Here is an 18,142-nt window from a genome sequence, read left to right as displayed (position 1 = left end):
ATAAAAATGTGTTTAAAGAATAAAGTACAGAGCCCAAATAAACGATGGATAGACAGAAAATACAAATCTTTGATACGACATTACGCGATGGCGAGCAGGTGCCTGGCTGTAAGTTGAATACTAAGGAGAAATTGGAAGTAGCAGAAAGGCTAGAGCTTCTTGGTGTTGACGTAATTGAAGCTGGCTTCCCTATTTCAAGCCCAGGAGATTTCGAGTCAGTTGAGGCGATTTCAAAATTGGTAAAAAACGCCACCGTTTGTGCATTAAGTCGTGCGGTTGAAAAGGATATAATTACAGCTGCAGAGGCTGTTAAGTATGCCAAACGACCAAGAATTCATACTGGAATTGGAACCTCCGAATCACACATCAAATACAAGCTCAATACCACCAGAGAGAAAATTGTTGAACGCGCAGTAGCAGCAGTGTCTTTGGCTAAAAAGTATGTAGAAGATGTGGAGTTTTATGCAGAAGATGCAGGAAGAACCGACAATGAATTTTTAGCTTATGTATGCGAGCAGGCCATAAAAGCTGGCGCAACAGTGGTGAACATTCCAGACACTACAGGCTATTGTTTGCCGAGTGAATATGGAGAGAAGATTGCCTACCTCAAGTTCAATGTAAGAGGTATCGAAAATGTAACCATTTCTACCCATTGTCATAATGATTTGGGCATGGCTACGGCCAACTCAATTGCAGGCGTAATTAATGGCGCAACGCAAATAGAATGTACCATTAACGGTATTGGCGAAAGGGCAGGAAATACTGCTTTAGAGGAAGTAGTGATGGTTTTACAACAACACCCTTACCTTAGAAAAACCACAGGAATTGATACCAAACAATTGACAGCCTTGTCGAAGTATGTGTCGGAAACTATGCGGGTTCCAGTACAGCCTAACAAGGCCATTGTAGGGGCAAATGCTTTTGCTCATTCTTCTGGAATTCACCAAGATGGTGTGATTAAGCGAAGAGATACCTATGAAATTATCGACCCTAAAGATGTTGGGGTAGATCACTCTTCCATCGTGCTTACTGCTCGTAGCGGAAGGGCTGCATTGGCTTACCGAATGAAAAATATTGGTTATGAACTTACCCGCGATGAACTGGATGTGGTTTACGCTAATTTCCTTCAGGTAGCCGACAGTAAAAAAGAGGTTTTTGATGAGGACTTACATCAATTGTCAGATCTGAAATATCAAATGGCAGTTTAATATGGGAAAGACACTTTTTGATAAAGTTTGGGACGCCCATGTGGTGAAACAAATTGATGGCGGAACGGATGTATTATACATCGATCGCCACTTGATCCATGAGGTAACCAGCCCTCAGGCATTTTCGGAACTGGAAACAAGGAATTTGCCACTTTTCCGTAAGGAGAAAATGGTGGCTACGCCCGACCATAACATTCCTACAAAAGACCAGCATTTGCCTATTAAAGATGCGCTATCTAAACATCAGGTAGATCGCTTGTTAGAAAACTGCGCCAAGTTTGACGTAGAATTGTATGGCTTAGGGCATCCATTTCAAGGCATTGTGCATGTAATTGGGCCTGAGTTGGGCATTACTTTACCAGGCAGAACCATGGTCTGTGGCGATTCACATACTTCTACCCACGGAGCTTTTGGAGCCATTGCTTTTGGTATTGGTACTAGCCAAGTAGCCCAAGTAATGGCTTCGCAGTGCCTGTTGCAATCTAAGCCTAAAACCATGCGCATTACTGTGGATGGCGAATTGAATAAAGGCGTTTTGGCCAAGGACATCATTCTTCACATTATTGCTGAATTGACGGCCGCTGGAGGTACAGGTTACTTTATTGAGTATGCTGGCTCTGCTATTCGTTCGCTTTCTATGGAAGCCCGAATGACCATTTGCAATATGAGTATTGAAATGGGAGCGAGGGGCGGAATGATTGCGCCTGACCAAACTACTTTCAATTACATTGAAGGAAGAGAGTTTGCACCGAAAGGCGAAGCATTTGAACAAGCTGTTGCCTATTGGAAAACCCTTTATTCTGACGCTGATGCAATTTTTGACAAAGAATACCATTTTGACGCAGCCGACATTGAGCCTATGATTACCTATGGTACGAATCCGGGTATGGGCATTAAAATCAAGGGCAATATTCCAGAGAAACTGGCAGCTTCTAACCAGGATAGCTATCGTAAATCTCTTGATTACATGGGCTTTTTTCCGGGCGAATCGTTACTGGGTAAAGAAATTAACCATGTTTTTATAGGCAGTTGCACCAATTCCAGAATCGAAGATTTGAGGATTGTGGCTGACTATGTGAAAGGTAAGAAAAAAGCAGCACACGTTCAGGCCATGATTGTTCCTGGCTCTAAACAAGTAGAAAAACAAGCCATTGCCGAAGGTTTGGATATTGTGTTGAAAGAAGCAGGTTTTGAGCTTCGCGAACCGGGTTGTTCTGCCTGTTTGGGAATGAACGATGACAAGGTGCCTGCTGGAGCTTACTGTGTTTCTACTTCCAACCGAAACTTTGAAGGCCGACAAGGCCCTGGTTCTAGAACCTTATTGGCAAGTCCGTTGGTGGCTGCGGTTACGGCCGTGCAAGGTAAAATTGTTGACATCACTGAATTTTTGAATTGAGATGGAGAAAGTTGTAAAAGTACTTAGCAGGGCAGTTCCATTGCCTCATGAAGATATTGACACGGATCAAATCATACCCGCCCGTTTTCTAAAAGCCACATCCCGAGAAGGTTTTGGAGAGAACCTTTTCAGGGATTGGCGATATAATTCAGACAATAGTCCTAAAGCAAATTTTGTATTAAATGATACAGCTTATGAGGGAAGTATTCTTGTGGCGGGCAAAAATTTTGGTTGTGGTTCATCTCGTGAACATGCCGCTTGGGCGCTCTATGATTACGGTTTTAGAGTAGTCGTGTCTAGCTTCTTTGCCGATATTTTCAAAGGCAATGCCTTGAATAATGGCTTATTACCTGTTCAAGTTTCTGAAGGTTTTCTGGAGGAGTTAATGGAAACAATAATATTGATTCCAGATACTAAGGTAGAAGTAGACTTGGTAAATCAGTCCATTTCTTTCAATGGATTTGAAGAATCGTTTGAAGTGAATCCTTACAAGAAAGAATGTCTGATTAACGGCTATGACGACATTGATTATTTAGTAAGTATTAAAAATGAAATAGAAGCCTTTGAAAAACAGGCGATAACAATATAATGGGAGTGAAGAAGAAAATAGGAGTGTTGCCAGGAGATGGCATAGGCCCAGAAGTGGTAGCGGAAGGAATCAAAGTGCTCGATGCAATTGCTTCCCGATTCAACCACCAATTTGATTATGAATACGCCTTGGTAGGCGCAGCGGCCATTGACGAAACGGGAAATCCATTGCCCGATGAAACTTTGGCGGTTTGTAAACAATCAGATGCTTTTTTGTTTGGTGCCATTGGTCACCCAAAATATGACAATGATCCTTCGGCTAAAGTGAGGCCAGAGCAGGGTTTGCTTAAACTAAGAAAGGAACTTGGGCTTTTTGCCAATATTCGTCCTGTAACGGCTTATGATAGCCTTTTGCACATGTCGCCACTTAAAGTTGATCGAATTACAGGGGTTGACTTTGTGGTGTACCGAGAACTGACTGGCGGGATTTACTTTGGTGAAAAAGGCAGAACGGAAGATGCTGCTTACGATCATTGCACATATTCCTATGCCGAAATTGAGCGTATTGCGCATTTGGCGTTTAAAGCTGCCCAAAACAGAAAGAAAAAACTGACTTTGATCGACAAGGCCAACGTGTTGGAAACTTCCCGCTTATGGAGAGAGAAAGTGACTGCCATGGCCAAGGAATATCCTAATGTAACGCTCGATTGCATGTTTGTGGATAATGCGGCCATGCAAATGATCCAGAATCCAAAGCAGTTTGATGTGGTACTTACTGAAAATATGTTTGGCGACATTATTTCTGATGAAGCTTCGGTAATTGGTGGCTCCATGGGCTTATTGCCTTCTGCTTCGGTAGGAAATAAAACTGCGATGTTTGAGCCTATTCATGGTTCATACCCACAGGCGACAGGCCAAAATATTGCCAATCCAATTGCCACAATTTTATCCGTAGCCATGTTATTGGATCATTTAGATTTAATAGATGAAGCCATAGAAGTGAGACAAGCGGTAAATGCTTCGCTACGCAATGGAATGGTAACACAAGATTTATCAAAAGGCCAAGGCTTTGGCACCGACAGGGTGGGCGACTTTATTGTCAACCATATTTTGGACGGTGAAGCCTCTGGCTCTCAAAATAACATTCAGATTGGTCTCAGCACGATTATCTGAGTTTGTTAGTGGTTTGTTAATTAGCGAAAGCCCCAATGCGAGAGTTTTGGGGCTTTAGTTTTATTAGCTAATTTGTTTATGCTTAAAAAAAGCACCCTTGTGTAAAGCCTAATTCCCAAGTCTTCTTATTTTTGCCTTTGTTAAAACCCTGAGCAGTTTTAGATATCAATTTTTAGGCTTCGGGTAGAATTAAGCATTTGAAATTATGGGAAGAGCATTTGAATTTCGTAAGGGTAGAAAAATGAAAAGATGGGGCATGATGTCCCGAGTATTTCCAAAACTAGCCAAAGCCATTACTATGGCCGCTAAAGAAGGCGGTGGCGATCCTCATATGAATTCTGCTTTGCGAACGGCTATCCAAAATGCTAAGGCGCAAAATATGCCTAAAGACAACATCGACTCGGCCATTAAAAGAGCTACAAGCAAAGATGTTGAGGCCTATATCGAAATGAACTACGAAGGCAAAGGCCCACATGGTGTGTTGGTTTTTGTTGAATGTGCAACCGACAACCAAAACCGTACGGTGGCCAATGTGAAGTCATATTTTAATAAAGCGGGTGGGGCAGTAGTGCCTAATGGTTCTTTAGAATTCATGTTCAATAGAAAGTCGGTTTTTGAATTTTTGAAGACTGATGACATGGATTTGGAAGAGTTGGAATTCGAATTTATTGATGCGGGTCTTGAAGAAATTGAGGAATACCCAACTGAAGAAGACGAAGATCAAATGATGGTGGCTATATATGGCGACTATACCAACTTTGGTCAGTTACAAAAGGCTTTGGAAGAAAAAGGGATAGAAATTAAAAGCGCCAGCTTAAAGCGTTTCCCAACTACTCCGGTAGAATTTACTGAAGAGCAAATGGAAGAAATCGATAAGCTGATTGATAAGATTGACGAAGATGATGATGTACAAGCGGTGTATACCAATGTAGGGTAATGCATTTGAATAATGTGATTTCTGAACTTTCAAAAGAACTACTTTCAGAAGTAGCAGATCAAGTTAATTTCCCTGCTATAATTGAAGTAATCTCCATGACTGCCTTGAATATTGGTGTAGAGGAGTTTCTTAAAAAGAACCTGAGTAAAAGAGAAAAAACGAAGTTGTCACACACTGTTATTTTAGCTTGGGATAAATACAGAAAAAACATTGAATTAGGCTTAGCTCCTTCCTGTAAATTTGATTCATTGACAAAGTTCGGAAGAACTGAAATGGAGGAGTTTCAAGAGGGAGTTATGCGTAAATCATTAGAGGAGCATAGAGAGAATAAGTTATTGGTCTATGCTAATTTGTTAGGTAATGTTGCATTTAAGGATTGTGAGCCAGGTATTGCCAACACTCTTCTTTCAATAGCTGAAAAATTGACTTACGAACAAATAAAGCTCCTTGCATTTATTGGGCGAATCAGTTCAATTGCTGACTTTAACCCAATATCTTTTGAATCAAATAGTAGAAACAAGCCTGATTCTCTAACTCCGAAAACTAAATGGATAATGATGGATTATACCGTTTTAAGGGATCTCAACTTAGTGGGGTTAGGTGGTGATAAAAACGAAGGTGGGAGTGTTTCGATGTCAAGCCTCTCTTCATATTTAGATGTGAACTTGGAAAATTTGTATCTGTCCTTTATTGGTCAACGTTTTTTTGATGTTTCGGATTTGATTGAAATTGAGATTGAAGAGTTAAAAGAAATTCAGTTCTTTTTATCAAAGGAATCTATTCAATAAATAACTTCTTCTATAGGAATAGCCTAGAACCATCATGCTGAGTTGCCGATCTTAGGGGGAAAAGGAAAGCATCTGTCAGTTAATAAACTAAAAACTCCAACTACTGAAAAGTGGTTGGAGTTTTTAGTTTGTATAACCTTGGCAATAGCAACGTTTTTTACGAGATCATAATGTGGGCTTTGGGTAAGTCAGTTTCACTGTAACTGTTGATGTAATACTCTACAGTTGTACCTGAGGGGTGTGTGTATTTAATACTTTGACCAGCAGTTATGTTTTTGCTGATTTTCTCTACACCATTTTGAAATATAGCAAAGTGGGCAGTTCCTGTTGCAGACTCGGAGAGCCTCATGTTGATACTTTTAATCCCCTCAAATTTACCTGTAAAGAGTGATTCCTGGGGTGAAGTGCTTTTAGCCAATCGTGCATAAAGTTCAAGTATTCTCATAAAAATTTACTTGGTTAGTTTACTACTTGTTAGGCTTTTCAGATGTACTTCTGTTTTTACCATTGTCATAGTCAGACGCTAAACTTGAGTTGTCTAGTTTCAAAGTCAATTCAAATTTGGATAACTGTAATAGTAAAGCGTTACCCTAAAAGGGTGGTTCTCGTCAATACCTATAAAGAGGTATAGTGTTGAAGAATGTTTGTATCAAAAAGACACTAACTACTGAAGCCCACTGTCGCAGGTTTTCCAAACCTGTGACTCATTATGGGCTTGAGGACTCTGTCCGTATCATTTAAGCCTTTATCTTCATATCTACTTAGCGATATTTAGCTCCCTGTGCGGTTAAATAATCTGTGAGATGGCTTCACGTTGGCACTTTCCTTTCAATGGACATGGATTGGTTCGCCATGACGATGTAGTAGATGTTGGGAGTACAAATGTTTGTTTTTTGAGTAGCTCCATCGGTCACCGCCATTGCGAGGTACGAAGCAATATCTTCTGAAATAGTGGCGAGCAAATGTTTAATAAACTCATCCTATTAACAGGACTTTGCGCCCCTCCGCGCTCTTTGCGGTTAGAGCTCCATTTTCGTGGTTATTTTCACTTTGGCACGCTTTTGGAAAAGTACCTATTACAACCAAATAAAACTCAAAATGAAAAAAGCATTACTCGGTCTAAGCCTACTCTTTCTAATATCCAGTTGTGATATTGTTTATGTAGAAGAAGCTCCTATAGATTCAAGAAACCTCTTTACTGGTCGGTATGAGGTAGAAGAATATAGCGAGACTTATGATGAATTAACACTATACGATATGCGTGTAGTAAAAAATAGTGACCCGTATAGTAACGTGATCTACTTAAGAAATTTCTATGGCGCAGATATTGAAATATATGCCAATGTTTATGGTGACGAATTAAGAATTCCCCGTCAAACAGTAAACGGCTATTTGATTAAAGGCGTTGGCCATATAGAATATAGCGACATCGTGCTTACCTATTCTGTAGAAGATTTAAGAAGTAACAGCTACATCGATTTTTGTAATACTGTAGCCTATCGAAGATAAATTGTTGTTTTGAGATTGACCGGGGCCGGCTTTCCGTTTGGGAGCCGGCTCTTTTTTTTGCAGAATCTTAAGATCGAGTTCATTTTACCAGTAGCTAGTCATTTGTAATTCAAGGCTTTCAGTAAAATTAGTCGCATTAAACTCAAAAAAATGGGCTTTGTTAGATTCTCAGTAGCCAACTACCAAATAACCCGTCAATTACACCGCTAATCCAAAATGATCTAGCTACCTTTGCGGCTCATTTAACAAAGAATTATTGAATAATTTTAGCAAACTAGGACTTTCTCAATCCATTATTGAAGTTCTTGATCAACTGGGGTTCGATACTCCAACCCCTGTACAAGAAAAGGCCATTCCAATGTTGTTGCAAAACGACCCAACAGATTTTATTGGATTGGCTCAAACGGGTACAGGTAAGACAGCTGCATTTGGACTCCCATTGATTGACTTAATCGATCTGGATGATCCTACAACTCAAGCCATTGTAATGGCTCCAACACGTGAACTAGGGCAACAAACAGCGCAACAACTGGTAAGTTTTGCGAAAAATAATAGAGCCCTTAATATTGAAGTGGTTTATGGTGGTGCGGCCATCATGGGCCAAATTAAGGCGCTAAAGAGACCAACGCAGATTATTGTAGCAACTCCAGGTCGTTTGATTGATTTGATCAAAAGGAAAGCGGTGAATTTAGAAAATGTAAAATATGTCGTGCTCGATGAAGCAGATGAAATGCTCAATATGGGCTTTAAAGAAGACATAGATGAAATTCTATCTTATACGCAAGAAAATAGAGTGACATGGCTTTTCTCGGCTACTATGCCGAAGGAGATCAGAAGGATTGTTAGTAAGTACATGGACAACCCATTAGAGGTTGCGGTAAACACTGAGCAGAAAAGTAATGTAGACATTACGCATAAGTATGTAATCACTAAAGCGGCCAATAAGATACCTTCGCTTAAACGTTTCTTAGACATTCAGCCCGACATGCGCGGTATTATGTTTTGTCGAACCAAACGCGAAACACAAGAGATTGCAGACGAACTAGGCCAAATGGGCTACGGGGTAGAGGCACTTCACGGTGATCTTTCCCAAGCACAAAGAGATGCTGTAATGAAACGTTTCAAAACGCGTTCAATGCAATTATTGATAGCTACCGATGTTGCAGCAAGAGGTATTGATGTAAACGATTTAACACACGTTTTACACCATTCTATTCCCGATCAACTGGAAAGCTATACGCACAGAAGTGGTAGAACAGGTAGAGCGGGTAATAAAGGAACTTCATTGGTGTTTATTAACCCAAGAGAAAGCCGTAAAATCACTGAGCTTGAAAGACGTATCAAAGTAAAATTTGAACGTATTGAAGTACCTACTTTAGAAGAAATGAAGTCGAGCAGAATTAACAGCTGGGCAAATCTAATCATCAATACTAAAGTAGACGACCAAGCAGACAGTATTCTAAAAACCGTAAGTGAGCGCTTTAGCGATTTAAGTAAGGAAGATTTGCTTAAACGTTTAATTACTACTCAGTTGGATCACATTATGACTCCAGACGAGGATGTAAACTTGAACGAAACGCACGGTGGATCGCCTGCCAATCGCGATAAGAGCGGCTTTAATCGTTACTTCATTAATGTAGGCGAGATTGATGGTATGACCAATGCCGATATCATTCACTTCTTGTCAGATGTTTCTGGAGTAGATAGAAAATTCTTTGGCGATTTATCGCTACAGAAAAACTGTTCTTACTTTGATGTAGACAGTACTAAAGACAAAGGTTTTGGTGAAAGTTTTGAAGGTACTGAAATTCAAGGTAGAAGTATTCGTGTAAATAGAGACGAAGACGGAAGACCTCGCAAAAGACGTAGCGATTCTTTCAACAAAGGAGGTAGTTACGGTGGTGGTAGCAGTTATGGAGGCGGAGGCCGAAGTAAACGCCCAGATCGTGACAAGCGTCCTGATCGAGATAAAGGAAGACCAAAAAGAAGAAGAAGATTATAGGATCTTGAATTACATATCGAAAACCTGCCATTTTGTGGCGGGTTTTTTTATGCTTTGAAATTTGTTTTGCTACTTATAGCAGGAGATGAGCCTGAAAATCAGAGTATTCTCAAAGCCAATTCACCGTTTAAACAAGCTAAACTTAATTAATTGACTATTTCTTTGCCAATTAATTAAAAATACATGAAAGACCAACTAATTCCGTATCTTTGCCATTGTAAAAGTTAATAACCCACCTCGATTGTCTCTTTGTTCTCATCTAGATTAATTTAATTCGGTTTTTTTACTTCACATATATGACCTTTTCGGCTTAAGGCCGTTACAAGATAAAAAATAGGATTTGGCCCTATAAAAACATGGATTTGAGTGCCACTTTAGTTTACGCTAACTCAGAGCCGCTTTAATAACAATGATTAATTAATAATGCAAGGAACAGTAAAATTCTTCAATGAAACCAAAGGTTTTGGATTCATTACTCCATCAGACTCAAGCAGCGATATTTTCGTACACGTTTCAGGTCTAGTTGACGAAATTCGTGAAAACGATAAAGTTGAATATGAAGTAGAAAGAGGCAAAAAAGGATTGAACGCAGTTAACGTAACTGTAATCGATTAATCTCTTTTATACCTAATTAAGAAAGACAAATTATATACTTAGAACGGTTTTGGTGTTATGCCAAACCACTGAAAAACCCAAGGGTAATTCAATCTCTAGTATGTGATTTGTTTTTTTATGCCCTTTTGTGGCTAATCACAACATGGTTTGAAGTCACGCCCTATCTCAAAATCTAATGTGAGGAGGTTCCCAACCTCAACTGAAACCCACTGCTTCATCTGCTAAAGTTGGAGTATATTTTGCGTAAATTGCCATCGGTTAAAAAGTACTTTACCTAAAGGCTTTATTCCAAGTGGGCTTTGCTCATCTACAACTACAATACATATGAAATTCGAAGAATACCGCATTGCCGAAGGCATTAAAACCAGTATTGAAAAACTGGGCTATAAAAAACCAACCGATATTCAGTACAAATCTATTCCACCCATCTTAAAGGGGGAAGATGTATTGGCCATTGCCCAAACGGGTACGGGTAAAACTGCGGCTTTTGCCATTCCAATTCTACATATTCTTCAGGAAAGAAAACTGGGAAGTCGGCCCGATGGCGTAAAATGCTTGGTAATGGCGCCTACCCACGAGCTGGCATTACAAATTGAGCAGACTTTTAAAACTTTGGGCAAGCACACCCGAGTGGTGACTTATTGTATTCACGGTGGGGTAGACCAAGAGCCACAGATCAAGCAATTGGAAAAAGGAGTGGATGTGTTGATTGCCACACCAGGCCGCATGTTTGATTTGGTGAGCCAGGGCGCCCTGAGTTTAAAACGAGTAGAGATTTTGGTCTTAGATGAAGCCGATCATATGCTCGATTTGGGTTTTATCAAAGACATTCGTGATTTGATGAAGCACTTGCCGAAGAAGCGCCAAACGCTTTTCTTTTCGGCCACCATTAATGAAGAAATTAAGGACTTGGCATATTCGCTTGTTACTCGGGCTATTCGTATTCAAATTTCCCCCAAAGACCCTGTTGCCAAGAATATTGAGCATGCAATTGCCTTTATTGAAATGGATGATAAGCGTTTCTTCTTAGAGCGATTTATCAAGCAACATGAGGACCAAAAGATTCTCGTTTTTGTGCGCACTAAAGTAAGGGCAGAAAGGGTGAAGAAAGCCATGGAGCGTGTGCAGTTGGAAACGGATACCATTCACAGTGATAGAGAACAGAAGGAAAGAAAATCAGTCATGCAACGCTTTAGGTCTGGCGACTTAAAAGTACTGATAGCCACGGATGTAAGTGCTAGGGGAATTGACATTCCCAATGTGGAATATGTAATCAATTATGACATGCCAGAGTCGTCCGACAATTATGTTCACCGCGTGGGAAGAACAGGGCGAGGCTCCCAAAAAGGGCAGGCGCTTTCTTTTTGTGCCGAAGAAGAAAAACCAGTGTTGGCCGAAATCGAACAGAACTTGGGCAAGCCTATTCAGCGCATGGAAGTGACGAATGACGATTACCAATATACCTTGGATATATCGGATGCAAAAGCCAATAACTGGCAGCAGTTGATCAAGGAAGCCGACAAAGAAAAAGCAGAATTTGAAGCCAAGAGATCGAAACGAAGAAAAAAGAAACGCTAAAAATCATTAATTGAATTAGTACAAAAAATTGAAGAACGTTTAAGCTCATGCAGAACAATAATCAGATCAAATGTCCTAATTGTGGAACCAGTATCGATGTGCAAGATATTCTCGCTCATCAGTTAGAAGATGAGATCAAACAGAAATATCAGGCGCAGTTGGCGCAAGAAAAGCAGCGATATCAATCTGAAGTTGAAACACTGAACAAAGCGAAAGAGGAGTTTGAACAGAAGAAGAAGGAGGCCAATGAACTTTTCAAAGAGCGACTCGATAAGCAGCTACGCGAAGAACGTAAGGCCATGGAAGAGAAGTTGAAGCATCAACTTCAGGCTGAGCAATTGGATCAATTTGAAACACTTCAAAAAGAGCTTAACGAAAAATCAGAGCAGATTAAAGAGCTGAACCGCACCAAAGCAGAGATAGAAAAGCTAAAACGCGAGAAATCGGAACTGAAGGAAATTGCAGAAGCCGAAGCCCAGAAAAACCTCAATGCCACATTAATTGCCGAAAGGGAGAAAATTAGGAAAGTTGAGGAAGAAAAGAATGAAATGCGTTTTAAAGAAATGCAGAAGCAGCTGGAAGACCAAAAGAAGCTTACCGAAGAAATGAAGCGTAAGCAGGAGCAGGGCTCTATGCAGCTGCAAGGCGAAGTGCAAGAACTGGCGATTGAAGAATGGCTGATGGGGCAATTTCCTTTAGACAGCATTGAAGAGATCAAGAAAGGCGCCAGAGGTGGCGATTGTATTCAAGTAGTGAATACCCGCGCCCGCCAGAATTGCGGCACCATTTACTACGAAAGTAAACGCACCAAAGACTTTCAGCCCAGCTGGATTGAAAAATTCAAAGCGGATATCCGCGAAAGAGGTGCCAATATTGGTGTTTTAGTTACTGAGGTAATGCCTGCAGGAATGGACCGGATGGGCTTAAGAGACGGCATTTGGATTTGTAATTATGACGAATTTAAAGGGCTTTGTGCGGTGCTGCGTGAATCCATTGTACAACTCAGTATGGCGGTAAGTTCACAGGAAAACAAAGGCGATAAAATGCATATGCTTTATGATTTCCTTACCAGCAATACCTTCCGCATGCAGGTAGAAGCCATTGTTGAAGGCTTCACTTCTATGAAAAATGGTTTGGACAGTGAGAAAAGGGCCATGCAACGCATTTGGAAAGAACGCGAAAAACAAATTGATAAAGTGGTAACCAATACCATCGACATGTACGGCTCCATCAAAGGCATTGCTGGCAACGCCATTCAATCTGTGAAAGCTTTAGAGTTGCCTGGAGGGTTTGAAGAACAGGATCAATAAAAGGCGATTCTTTCTTAATATTACAACCATGTACAATGAAACCTATATAGAGAATGCTGGCTTGGTCATCCTGTCAAGCTTTATTCCATTGCTTTTTGAAAGACTGGGGCTGGTCATGGATTCAGCTTTTAATTCGGTAGAAGATCAAGAGAAAGCAGCTTTGTTGCTTCAGTATATTTTGTTAGATAACCCTCCAAAAGAAGAACACCATTTGGTTTTAAATAAACTGTTTGCTGGATTGCCACTAGACCATGAAATCAAAAACGACTTTTCAGTTACACCTGATGAACTCAATACGATTCATAGTTTAATTGAAGCCGTTATTGCTCATTGGTCGGCAATTGGGAAAAGCTCAATTGAGGGTTTTCGTGGTTCATGGTTGTGGAGAAAAGGGAAGCTCGAAGAAATGGAAGAAAATTGGGTATTGTCCGTTGAAAGAAATGTCTACGATATGTTAATAGATCGACTTCCACTTAGTATAACTCCAATTAAATTTTTCTGGATGCCGAAAGCCATTATGGTAAATTGGCAATAGATCTGTCTTGATTTTTTTCAACATAAAGTTATTTTTCATAGGTTTTATTGTCCAATAAGAGCTAACTTTCATCAATTTCACTACCAGGTGGCTGGCCGTTTTAGTATTATTGTTTGTGGTCAATCCATCTGCTTAATTTTTTACCATGACTGACCCTAGATCTAGAAAAACCCCTGGCGTTTATATAAACGAAGCAAATGCCTTTCCCAATTCAGTAGTACAAGTTCCAACGGCTGTTCCTGCCTTTATTGGCTATACGCCAAAGGCAGAATTCCAAGGCAAGAATTATTTAAACAAACCCGTTAAAGTGAATTCGTTTTTTGAGTTCGCACAATATTTTATGCTACCAAATGCTGCGCAGCAATACAGACCGCAATACTACATTACGGAGCAGAGCGCAGCACCAGCTAACGGAGATTACCTCACTTTAGGAAATAAGGTTTACACGTTAAACCCTGACCCAAACACCATTTACTATTTATACAACAGTGTAAGGCTCTTTTATCAGAATGGAGGGGGAACAGCCTACATTGTGTCGGTTGGCGGTTATGGAAGCCCTTCTGGAGCAGCAATGGTGCAGGGTGAAAATATATTCAACCCCAATGTTAAACTTTCGGAATTGAAGGCAGGCTTACAAACCCTTATTAAAGAAACAGAACCCACTATGTATGTGGTGCCCGAAGCCACTTTGCTCAGTAAGGACGACAATGCCAGTCTAATGCAGGCCATGCTAGGTCAGAGTGAAGAAATGCAAACCGCAGTTTCTATTTTAGATGTTTTGGGAGGTCACTCACCCGACCCTGTGCTTTATACCCAAGGTATTGATGATTTTAGAGAAGGCGTTGGCAACATAGGACTGAGTTATGGGGCGGCTTATTATCCGTTTCTGACAACCACCATTACCCAAGCAAGCGAGTTAGATTACACCAATTTTAATGGCGGAAATACGGATGCATTATTTGCACTATTACAAAAATTAGAAGGAGCCAATCCTGCATTAGAAGAGGCCATAGCGCTAATCAAAAATGCATCAACAGACGCAAATATTGGAGATATGAATCAGGCTTTGATGATTGCGAGTAAAGTATATAATCAACTGTTTAATAGCTTGTTGTCTGAAGTGAATGTACTTCCGCCCAGTGGTGCCATGGCGGGTATATACACTGTAGTTGATAACAATGAAGGCGTATGGGTCGCTCCAGCAAATGTGTCGATTAATGCTGTAATTAAGCCTACACTGGATATAAATAATAGAATGCAAGAAGACTTGAATGTTCCTTTAGATGGTAAGGCGGTCAATGCGCTTCGCTCATTTACGGGTATGGGTGTTTTGGTTTGGGGCGCAAGAACCCTTGATGGCAACAGTAATGATTGGCGCTATATTAATGTGCGTAGAACGATGATTATGATCGAACAGTCCATTAAAGCGGCAACTATGGCTTATGTATTCGAACCGAATGACGCCAATACTTGGGTGAGTGTTCAATCGATGATCAGTAGTTTTTTAAACAGTGTTTGGAAACAGGGTGGACTTGTGGGGGCAAAACCTGCAGACGCTTTTAGTGTATCGGTAGGTTTGGGTAGTACAATGACAGGCGAGGATATTTTGAACGGCATTATGAGGGTGTCTGTACAGGTTGCAGTTACACACCCTGCTGAGTTTATCCTGATCACTTTTGAACAGCAAATGCAAAAAGGGTAAAAAAGAAAAGCCAGTTTAAACATCGTCTAAACTGGCTTTATTACTCTACTCTACTTTTTAATTATGCTTTGGTTAACTGCACGTTGAGCAACAATTTTACATTGTCACCAACCACAACTCCACCAGCTTCGGTTACCATGCTCCAGGTTAAACCAAACTCTTTACGGTTGATACTGCCAGTAATCTCAAAACCAGCCTTGGTTTGTCCGTAGCCATCTTTCATAATACCACCATGCTCTACAGCCAATTCCACAGGTTTAGTAGTTTCTTTGATGGTTAAGTCACCTACTAATTTGTAATCGTCTCCTGAAACTTGCTTTAAAACACCTTTAAAAATCATGTTTGGATAATTTTCTGAATCGAAAAACTCAGGGCTTTTCAAGTGTGCATCACGATCTGCTACATTGGTGTCTACGCTAGATGTGTCAATGCTGAAGGTGGCATTTGCTCCATCAAAATTGTCTCCATTAGTTGATAATCCACCTTCAAAACTTTTGAAGGAGCCCGTTACAGTTGAGATTACTAAGTGTTTTACTTTGAATTGAACCTCGCTATGTGTAGGGTCAATTTTCCATGTGGTTTTTGTTAAAGTTTCCATATGCTAATTTGTTTTTATGTTCACGTTCAAGACATCAAACTATATGTACGTACATATAGTTCAAAATATTTCAAATATTTTTACTCGAAATCAATTGTCCTTTCTATTCATTACTGCGTGTCACTAAATTTTAAGAGTCAAATCAGTCTGCTTATTGTTGCAGAAAAAGATTCATTGGAAAAACTGATTGCTGAGGTAAAGGATTTATAATACTTTGCAGCTTATGGTATTTAGTATTATCCTTGGTCTGATTATTATTTTGATTTTAGCACTCAAGAAGTCCAACAAGAGTGATAAAGAGGTAACTCAACTTATGGCTACTCCATCTAAATGGAAAGCCGTTCTCACCGAGCATGTCCACTTTTACCGTAATCTAAATGCCCATCAGCAGCAGCAGTTCGAATCGGATATTCAACGGTTTTTAGCCGAAACACGGGTTACAGGAGTCCAAACCGAAGTGGATTTGGTAGATCGGCTTTTGGTGGCCAGTAGTGCCGTTATTCCCTTGTTTGGCTTTCCGGCTTGGAATTACAAATACTTAGATGAAGTGCTGCTCTACCCAAGCTCCTTCGACCGGAATTATAATATTGGAAGTAAAACCGAAATCATTACTGGAATGGTGGGCACAGGTGCTATGGAAGGTAAAATGATCCTATCCAAACCTGCTTTGCATGCGGGTTTCGATATTACCAACGACAAGAAGAATGTGGGCATTCATGAGTTTGCACATTTATTCGATAAAGAAAACGGTGAAGTAGACGGTATTCCTCCCGGCTTTGAAGACAAAGCCTACGCATTACCTTGGTTGGACTTTGTGAAAAAGAAAACAGACGAAATACTGGCCAGTCACTCCGATATTGATGGTTATGGCACCACCAACCGACAAGAGTTTTTTGCCGTAGCCAGTGAATACTTTTTTGAAAGACCCCATTTGCTCAAAGAGAAGCATCCTCAATTGTATGAAACCCTCAGCAAAGTGTTTCATCAAGATTTAACCGCTGTAATTGACAAGGATTCTTACTCCAGACCCAAAGCCATTGGCCGCAATTCACCCTGTCCCTGCGGCAGCGGAAAGAAGTACAAGCATTGCTGTGGAAAGGAGTGAGGATCGAAGGATAATTCCATTGTTCTAGTCTTGATCTCGCTAAGACTAAAAGACTAAGTTGATTAAATTTTATTAGTAGCTGTGGTTACTGAGATTGAAAAGAGATTATAACAATTCAGTTTTTACAGTGGTAAGGTCGCAGCGAGACGCAGCGACCGGAGGAGACGCGGCAACTAGGATAGTTTTTTACTAAAAAAGCGTTTTCCACAAATCAACAATAGCAGTGTTTGGTAACCAAGAAGTAATGTCTGTAAATGAGTTTTTAAAGCCAGTAGCGGCTACTTTTCCAGTGCCTACTTCGCCTAGAAAAGCCTTTTCGCTTAATGCTTTTAGGTTGCCGTTTTCATCAAGTCGAATAGGGATGATTTCGTCAAAGTATTTCAAGGTGAATGCTTCAGATTTAGCAAATTCATGTCCTTGGCCGGGTTCTTCAGCAAAAATCCATTTAGCGCCAAACCTGCGGTTGACAGAGTAAATACCTTTTACAATGTTATTACGATATGGGTTATCTATTTCACCTGTGAGGAAAACGCCTGGCACTGCCCGTGTGGCCTCAGAAGCCAAGGCCGTATAGTAAACGCCTCCTTTATTCACGATAAACGTAATTACCCTTTCTGGCTTCCAGCAAGCAAATTCATAGTTGAATTCACCACCAGCCGACATACCCCATAAAGCAAATGGAACAGTATTCAATTCAGGGTGTCCACTTTTTGTCGCCAATCGGTTCAGTACGTCTAACATGGCCTGACCCGTTCCGTTTTTCACATCAGCATATTGCTCAATAGCCATATTCGGGCTGCGTTTGTCTTTAATGTCTGCCGCCAAAATTGCCATGTTGTGTTTATTGGCCAAGGCTTGCCACTCTGGCTGGTATACCATGTCACGGCCATTGCCATTCGAGCCGGGAACCATCACGATTACACCTCTTACTCTTTGAATGTCCTTTCCAATCCATAAGCGAAAAGCTGCTTTTTGGAAGTTGTTTCCATTCATTACACTGTCTTCAAGAATGGTTTGCCCATTGGCGAATGAGAAATTAAGAAGCAATAAGCTGAAAATGATAAAGTTTTGAGTGATCTTCCTTTTGGTCATATTGTTTTGTTTACCCCTAATTTAGTGAGCTACACGGATTTTAAAAATTGAAACCACTAAACAAAG

The 18,142-nt window shown here is 40.5% G+C and carries 17 protein-coding genes; 14 read left to right on the top strand and 3 right to left on the bottom strand.

Features of this window, described 5'->3' with window-relative positions; translation table 11 throughout:
* Positions 1-44: 44 nt before the first annotated feature.
* From OB69_RS12635 to OB69_RS12610, 6 genes are all read left to right on the top strand, one after another.
* A complete protein-coding gene (locus OB69_RS12635) occupies positions 45-1,208 on the top strand; it encodes a 2-isopropylmalate synthase (RefSeq protein ID WP_053224106.1) in 1,164 nt (387 codons plus the stop codon).
* A gap of 1 nt (position 1,209) precedes the next feature.
* Positions 1,210-2,604, top strand: a complete 1,395-nt coding sequence (leuC, locus tag OB69_RS12630; protein WP_053224105.1) for a 3-isopropylmalate dehydratase large subunit — start codon at positions 1,210-1,212, stop codon at positions 2,602-2,604.
* A gap of 1 nt (position 2,605) precedes the next feature.
* Complete coding sequence (gene leuD / locus OB69_RS12625; RefSeq protein ID WP_053224104.1) at positions 2,606-3,193, top strand: 3-isopropylmalate dehydratase small subunit; 588 nt, start codon at positions 2,606-2,608, stop codon at positions 3,191-3,193.
* A gap of 5 nt (positions 3,194-3,198) precedes the next feature.
* The gene (gene leuB / locus OB69_RS12620; RefSeq protein ID WP_053224199.1) at positions 3,199-4,305 is read left to right on the top strand and encodes a 3-isopropylmalate dehydrogenase; all 1,107 of its coding nucleotides are present in this window, start codon (positions 3,199-3,201) and stop codon (positions 4,303-4,305) included.
* Between the two features lie 205 nt (positions 4,306-4,510).
* Positions 4,511-5,242, top strand: coding sequence for a YebC/PmpR family DNA-binding transcriptional regulator (locus OB69_RS12615; protein ID WP_053224103.1), 732 nt, complete (start codon positions 4,511-4,513; stop codon positions 5,240-5,242).
* Positions 5,243-5,256: 14 nt separating this feature from the next.
* Positions 5,257-6,030, top strand: a complete 774-nt coding sequence (locus OB69_RS12610) for a hypothetical protein (RefSeq protein WP_053224102.1) — start codon at positions 5,257-5,259, stop codon at positions 6,028-6,030.
* Between the two features lie 157 nt (positions 6,031-6,187).
* Here OB69_RS12610 and OB69_RS12605 read toward each other — a convergent pair whose 3' ends face one another.
* Positions 6,188-6,475 carry a hypothetical protein gene (locus OB69_RS12605; protein ID WP_053224101.1) on the bottom strand — a complete coding sequence of 96 codons (288 nt, stop codon included), beginning with the start codon at positions 6,473-6,475 and terminating at the stop codon, positions 6,188-6,190.
* A gap of 653 nt (positions 6,476-7,128) precedes the next feature.
* Between OB69_RS12605 and OB69_RS12600 the strand changes: the two genes are divergently transcribed.
* The 7 genes from OB69_RS12600 to OB69_RS12570 all read left to right on the top strand — a co-directional run bounded on the left by OB69_RS12600 (position 7,129) and on the right by OB69_RS12570 (position 15,281).
* Entirely contained in the window at positions 7,129-7,539 is a 411-nt protein-coding gene (locus tag OB69_RS12600) for a hypothetical protein (protein ID WP_157608569.1), read from the top strand.
* 256 nt (positions 7,540-7,795) lie between these two features.
* On the top strand, positions 7,796-9,541 hold the full coding sequence (locus OB69_RS12595; protein WP_053224099.1) for a DEAD/DEAH box helicase: 1,746 nt from the start codon (positions 7,796-7,798) through the stop codon (positions 9,539-9,541).
* A 420-nt stretch (positions 9,542-9,961) separates the two neighbouring features.
* Positions 9,962-10,156, top strand: a complete 195-nt coding sequence (locus OB69_RS12590) for a cold-shock protein (RefSeq protein ID WP_053224098.1) — start codon at positions 9,962-9,964, stop codon at positions 10,154-10,156.
* A gap of 324 nt (positions 10,157-10,480) precedes the next feature.
* Positions 10,481-11,734, top strand: coding sequence for a DEAD/DEAH box helicase (locus tag OB69_RS12585; protein WP_053224097.1), 1,254 nt, complete (start codon positions 10,481-10,483; stop codon positions 11,732-11,734).
* 47 nt (positions 11,735-11,781) lie between these two features.
* Positions 11,782-13,044, top strand: a complete 1,263-nt coding sequence (locus OB69_RS12580; RefSeq protein WP_053224096.1) for a DUF2130 domain-containing protein — start codon at positions 11,782-11,784, stop codon at positions 13,042-13,044.
* A gap of 28 nt (positions 13,045-13,072) precedes the next feature.
* The gene (locus tag OB69_RS12575) at positions 13,073-13,579 is read left to right on the top strand and encodes a contractile injection system tape measure protein (protein WP_053224095.1); all 507 of its coding nucleotides are present in this window, start codon (positions 13,073-13,075) and stop codon (positions 13,577-13,579) included.
* Positions 13,580-13,724: 145 nt separating this feature from the next.
* The gene (locus OB69_RS12570; protein ID WP_053224094.1) at positions 13,725-15,281 is read left to right on the top strand and encodes a phage tail sheath family protein; all 1,557 of its coding nucleotides are present in this window, start codon (positions 13,725-13,727) and stop codon (positions 15,279-15,281) included.
* Between the two features lie 61 nt (positions 15,282-15,342).
* Here the strand turns inward: OB69_RS12570 and OB69_RS12565 are convergent, their stop codons facing one another.
* The gene (locus OB69_RS12565) at positions 15,343-15,879 is read right to left on the bottom strand and encodes a YceI family protein (RefSeq protein ID WP_053224093.1); all 537 of its coding nucleotides are present in this window, start codon (positions 15,877-15,879) and stop codon (positions 15,343-15,345) included.
* Positions 15,880-16,102: 223 nt separating this feature from the next.
* Here OB69_RS12565 and OB69_RS12560 point away from each other — a divergent pair, with 223 nt between their 5' ends.
* Positions 16,103-16,984 (top strand): M90 family metallopeptidase, encoded by an 882-nt coding sequence (locus tag OB69_RS12560; protein ID WP_053224092.1) that lies wholly within the window; start codon positions 16,103-16,105, stop codon positions 16,982-16,984.
* A 189-nt stretch (positions 16,985-17,173) separates the two neighbouring features.
* Here OB69_RS12560 and OB69_RS12555 read toward each other — a convergent pair whose 3' ends face one another.
* The gene (locus OB69_RS12555; protein ID WP_053224091.1) at positions 17,174-18,076 is read right to left on the bottom strand and encodes a hypothetical protein; all 903 of its coding nucleotides are present in this window, start codon (positions 18,074-18,076) and stop codon (positions 17,174-17,176) included.
* Between the last annotated feature and the right edge of the window lie 66 nt (positions 18,077-18,142).

The sequence above is a fragment of the Roseivirga seohaensis subsp. aquiponti genome, from assembly GCF_001267955.1.
Taxonomy (GTDB): domain Bacteria; phylum Bacteroidota; class Bacteroidia; order Cytophagales; family Cyclobacteriaceae; genus Roseivirga; species Roseivirga seohaensis.
Note: the sequence above shows the minus strand (reverse complement) of the source record. Positions and strands in the feature narration are given on the sequence as shown.

What these genes read in the sequence shown, in the direction of transcription:
- OB69_RS12635 (WP_053224106.1), top strand. Translation starts at nt 45, where the DNA reads ATGGATAGACAGAAAATACAAATCTTTGATACGACATTACGCGATGGC.
- leuC (WP_053224105.1), top strand. Translation starts at nt 1,210, where the DNA reads ATGGGAAAGACACTTTTTGATAAAGTTTGGGACGCCCATGTGGTGAAA.
- leuD (WP_053224104.1), top strand. Translation starts at nt 2,606, where the DNA reads ATGGAGAAAGTTGTAAAAGTACTTAGCAGGGCAGTTCCATTGCCTCAT.
- OB69_RS12615 (WP_053224103.1), top strand. Translation starts at nt 4,511, where the DNA reads ATGGGAAGAGCATTTGAATTTCGTAAGGGTAGAAAAATGAAAAGATGG.
- OB69_RS12605 (WP_053224101.1), bottom strand. Translation starts at nt 6,475, where the DNA reads ATGAGAATACTTGAACTTTATGCACGATTGGCTAAAAGCACTTCACCC.
- OB69_RS12600 (WP_157608569.1), top strand. Translation starts at nt 7,129, where the DNA reads ATGAAAAAAGCATTACTCGGTCTAAGCCTACTCTTTCTAATATCCAGT.
- OB69_RS12585 (WP_053224097.1), top strand. Translation starts at nt 10,481, where the DNA reads ATGAAATTCGAAGAATACCGCATTGCCGAAGGCATTAAAACCAGTATT.
- OB69_RS12580 (WP_053224096.1), top strand. Translation starts at nt 11,782, where the DNA reads ATGCAGAACAATAATCAGATCAAATGTCCTAATTGTGGAACCAGTATC.
- OB69_RS12575 (WP_053224095.1), top strand. Translation starts at nt 13,073, where the DNA reads ATGTACAATGAAACCTATATAGAGAATGCTGGCTTGGTCATCCTGTCA.
- OB69_RS12570 (WP_053224094.1), top strand. Translation starts at nt 13,725, where the DNA reads ATGACTGACCCTAGATCTAGAAAAACCCCTGGCGTTTATATAAACGAA.
- OB69_RS12565 (WP_053224093.1), bottom strand. Translation starts at nt 15,879, where the DNA reads ATGGAAACTTTAACAAAAACCACATGGAAAATTGACCCTACACATAGC.
- OB69_RS12560 (WP_053224092.1), top strand. Translation starts at nt 16,103, where the DNA reads ATGGTATTTAGTATTATCCTTGGTCTGATTATTATTTTGATTTTAGCA.
- OB69_RS12555 (WP_053224091.1), bottom strand. Translation starts at nt 18,076, where the DNA reads ATGACCAAAAGGAAGATCACTCAAAACTTTATCATTTTCAGCTTATTG.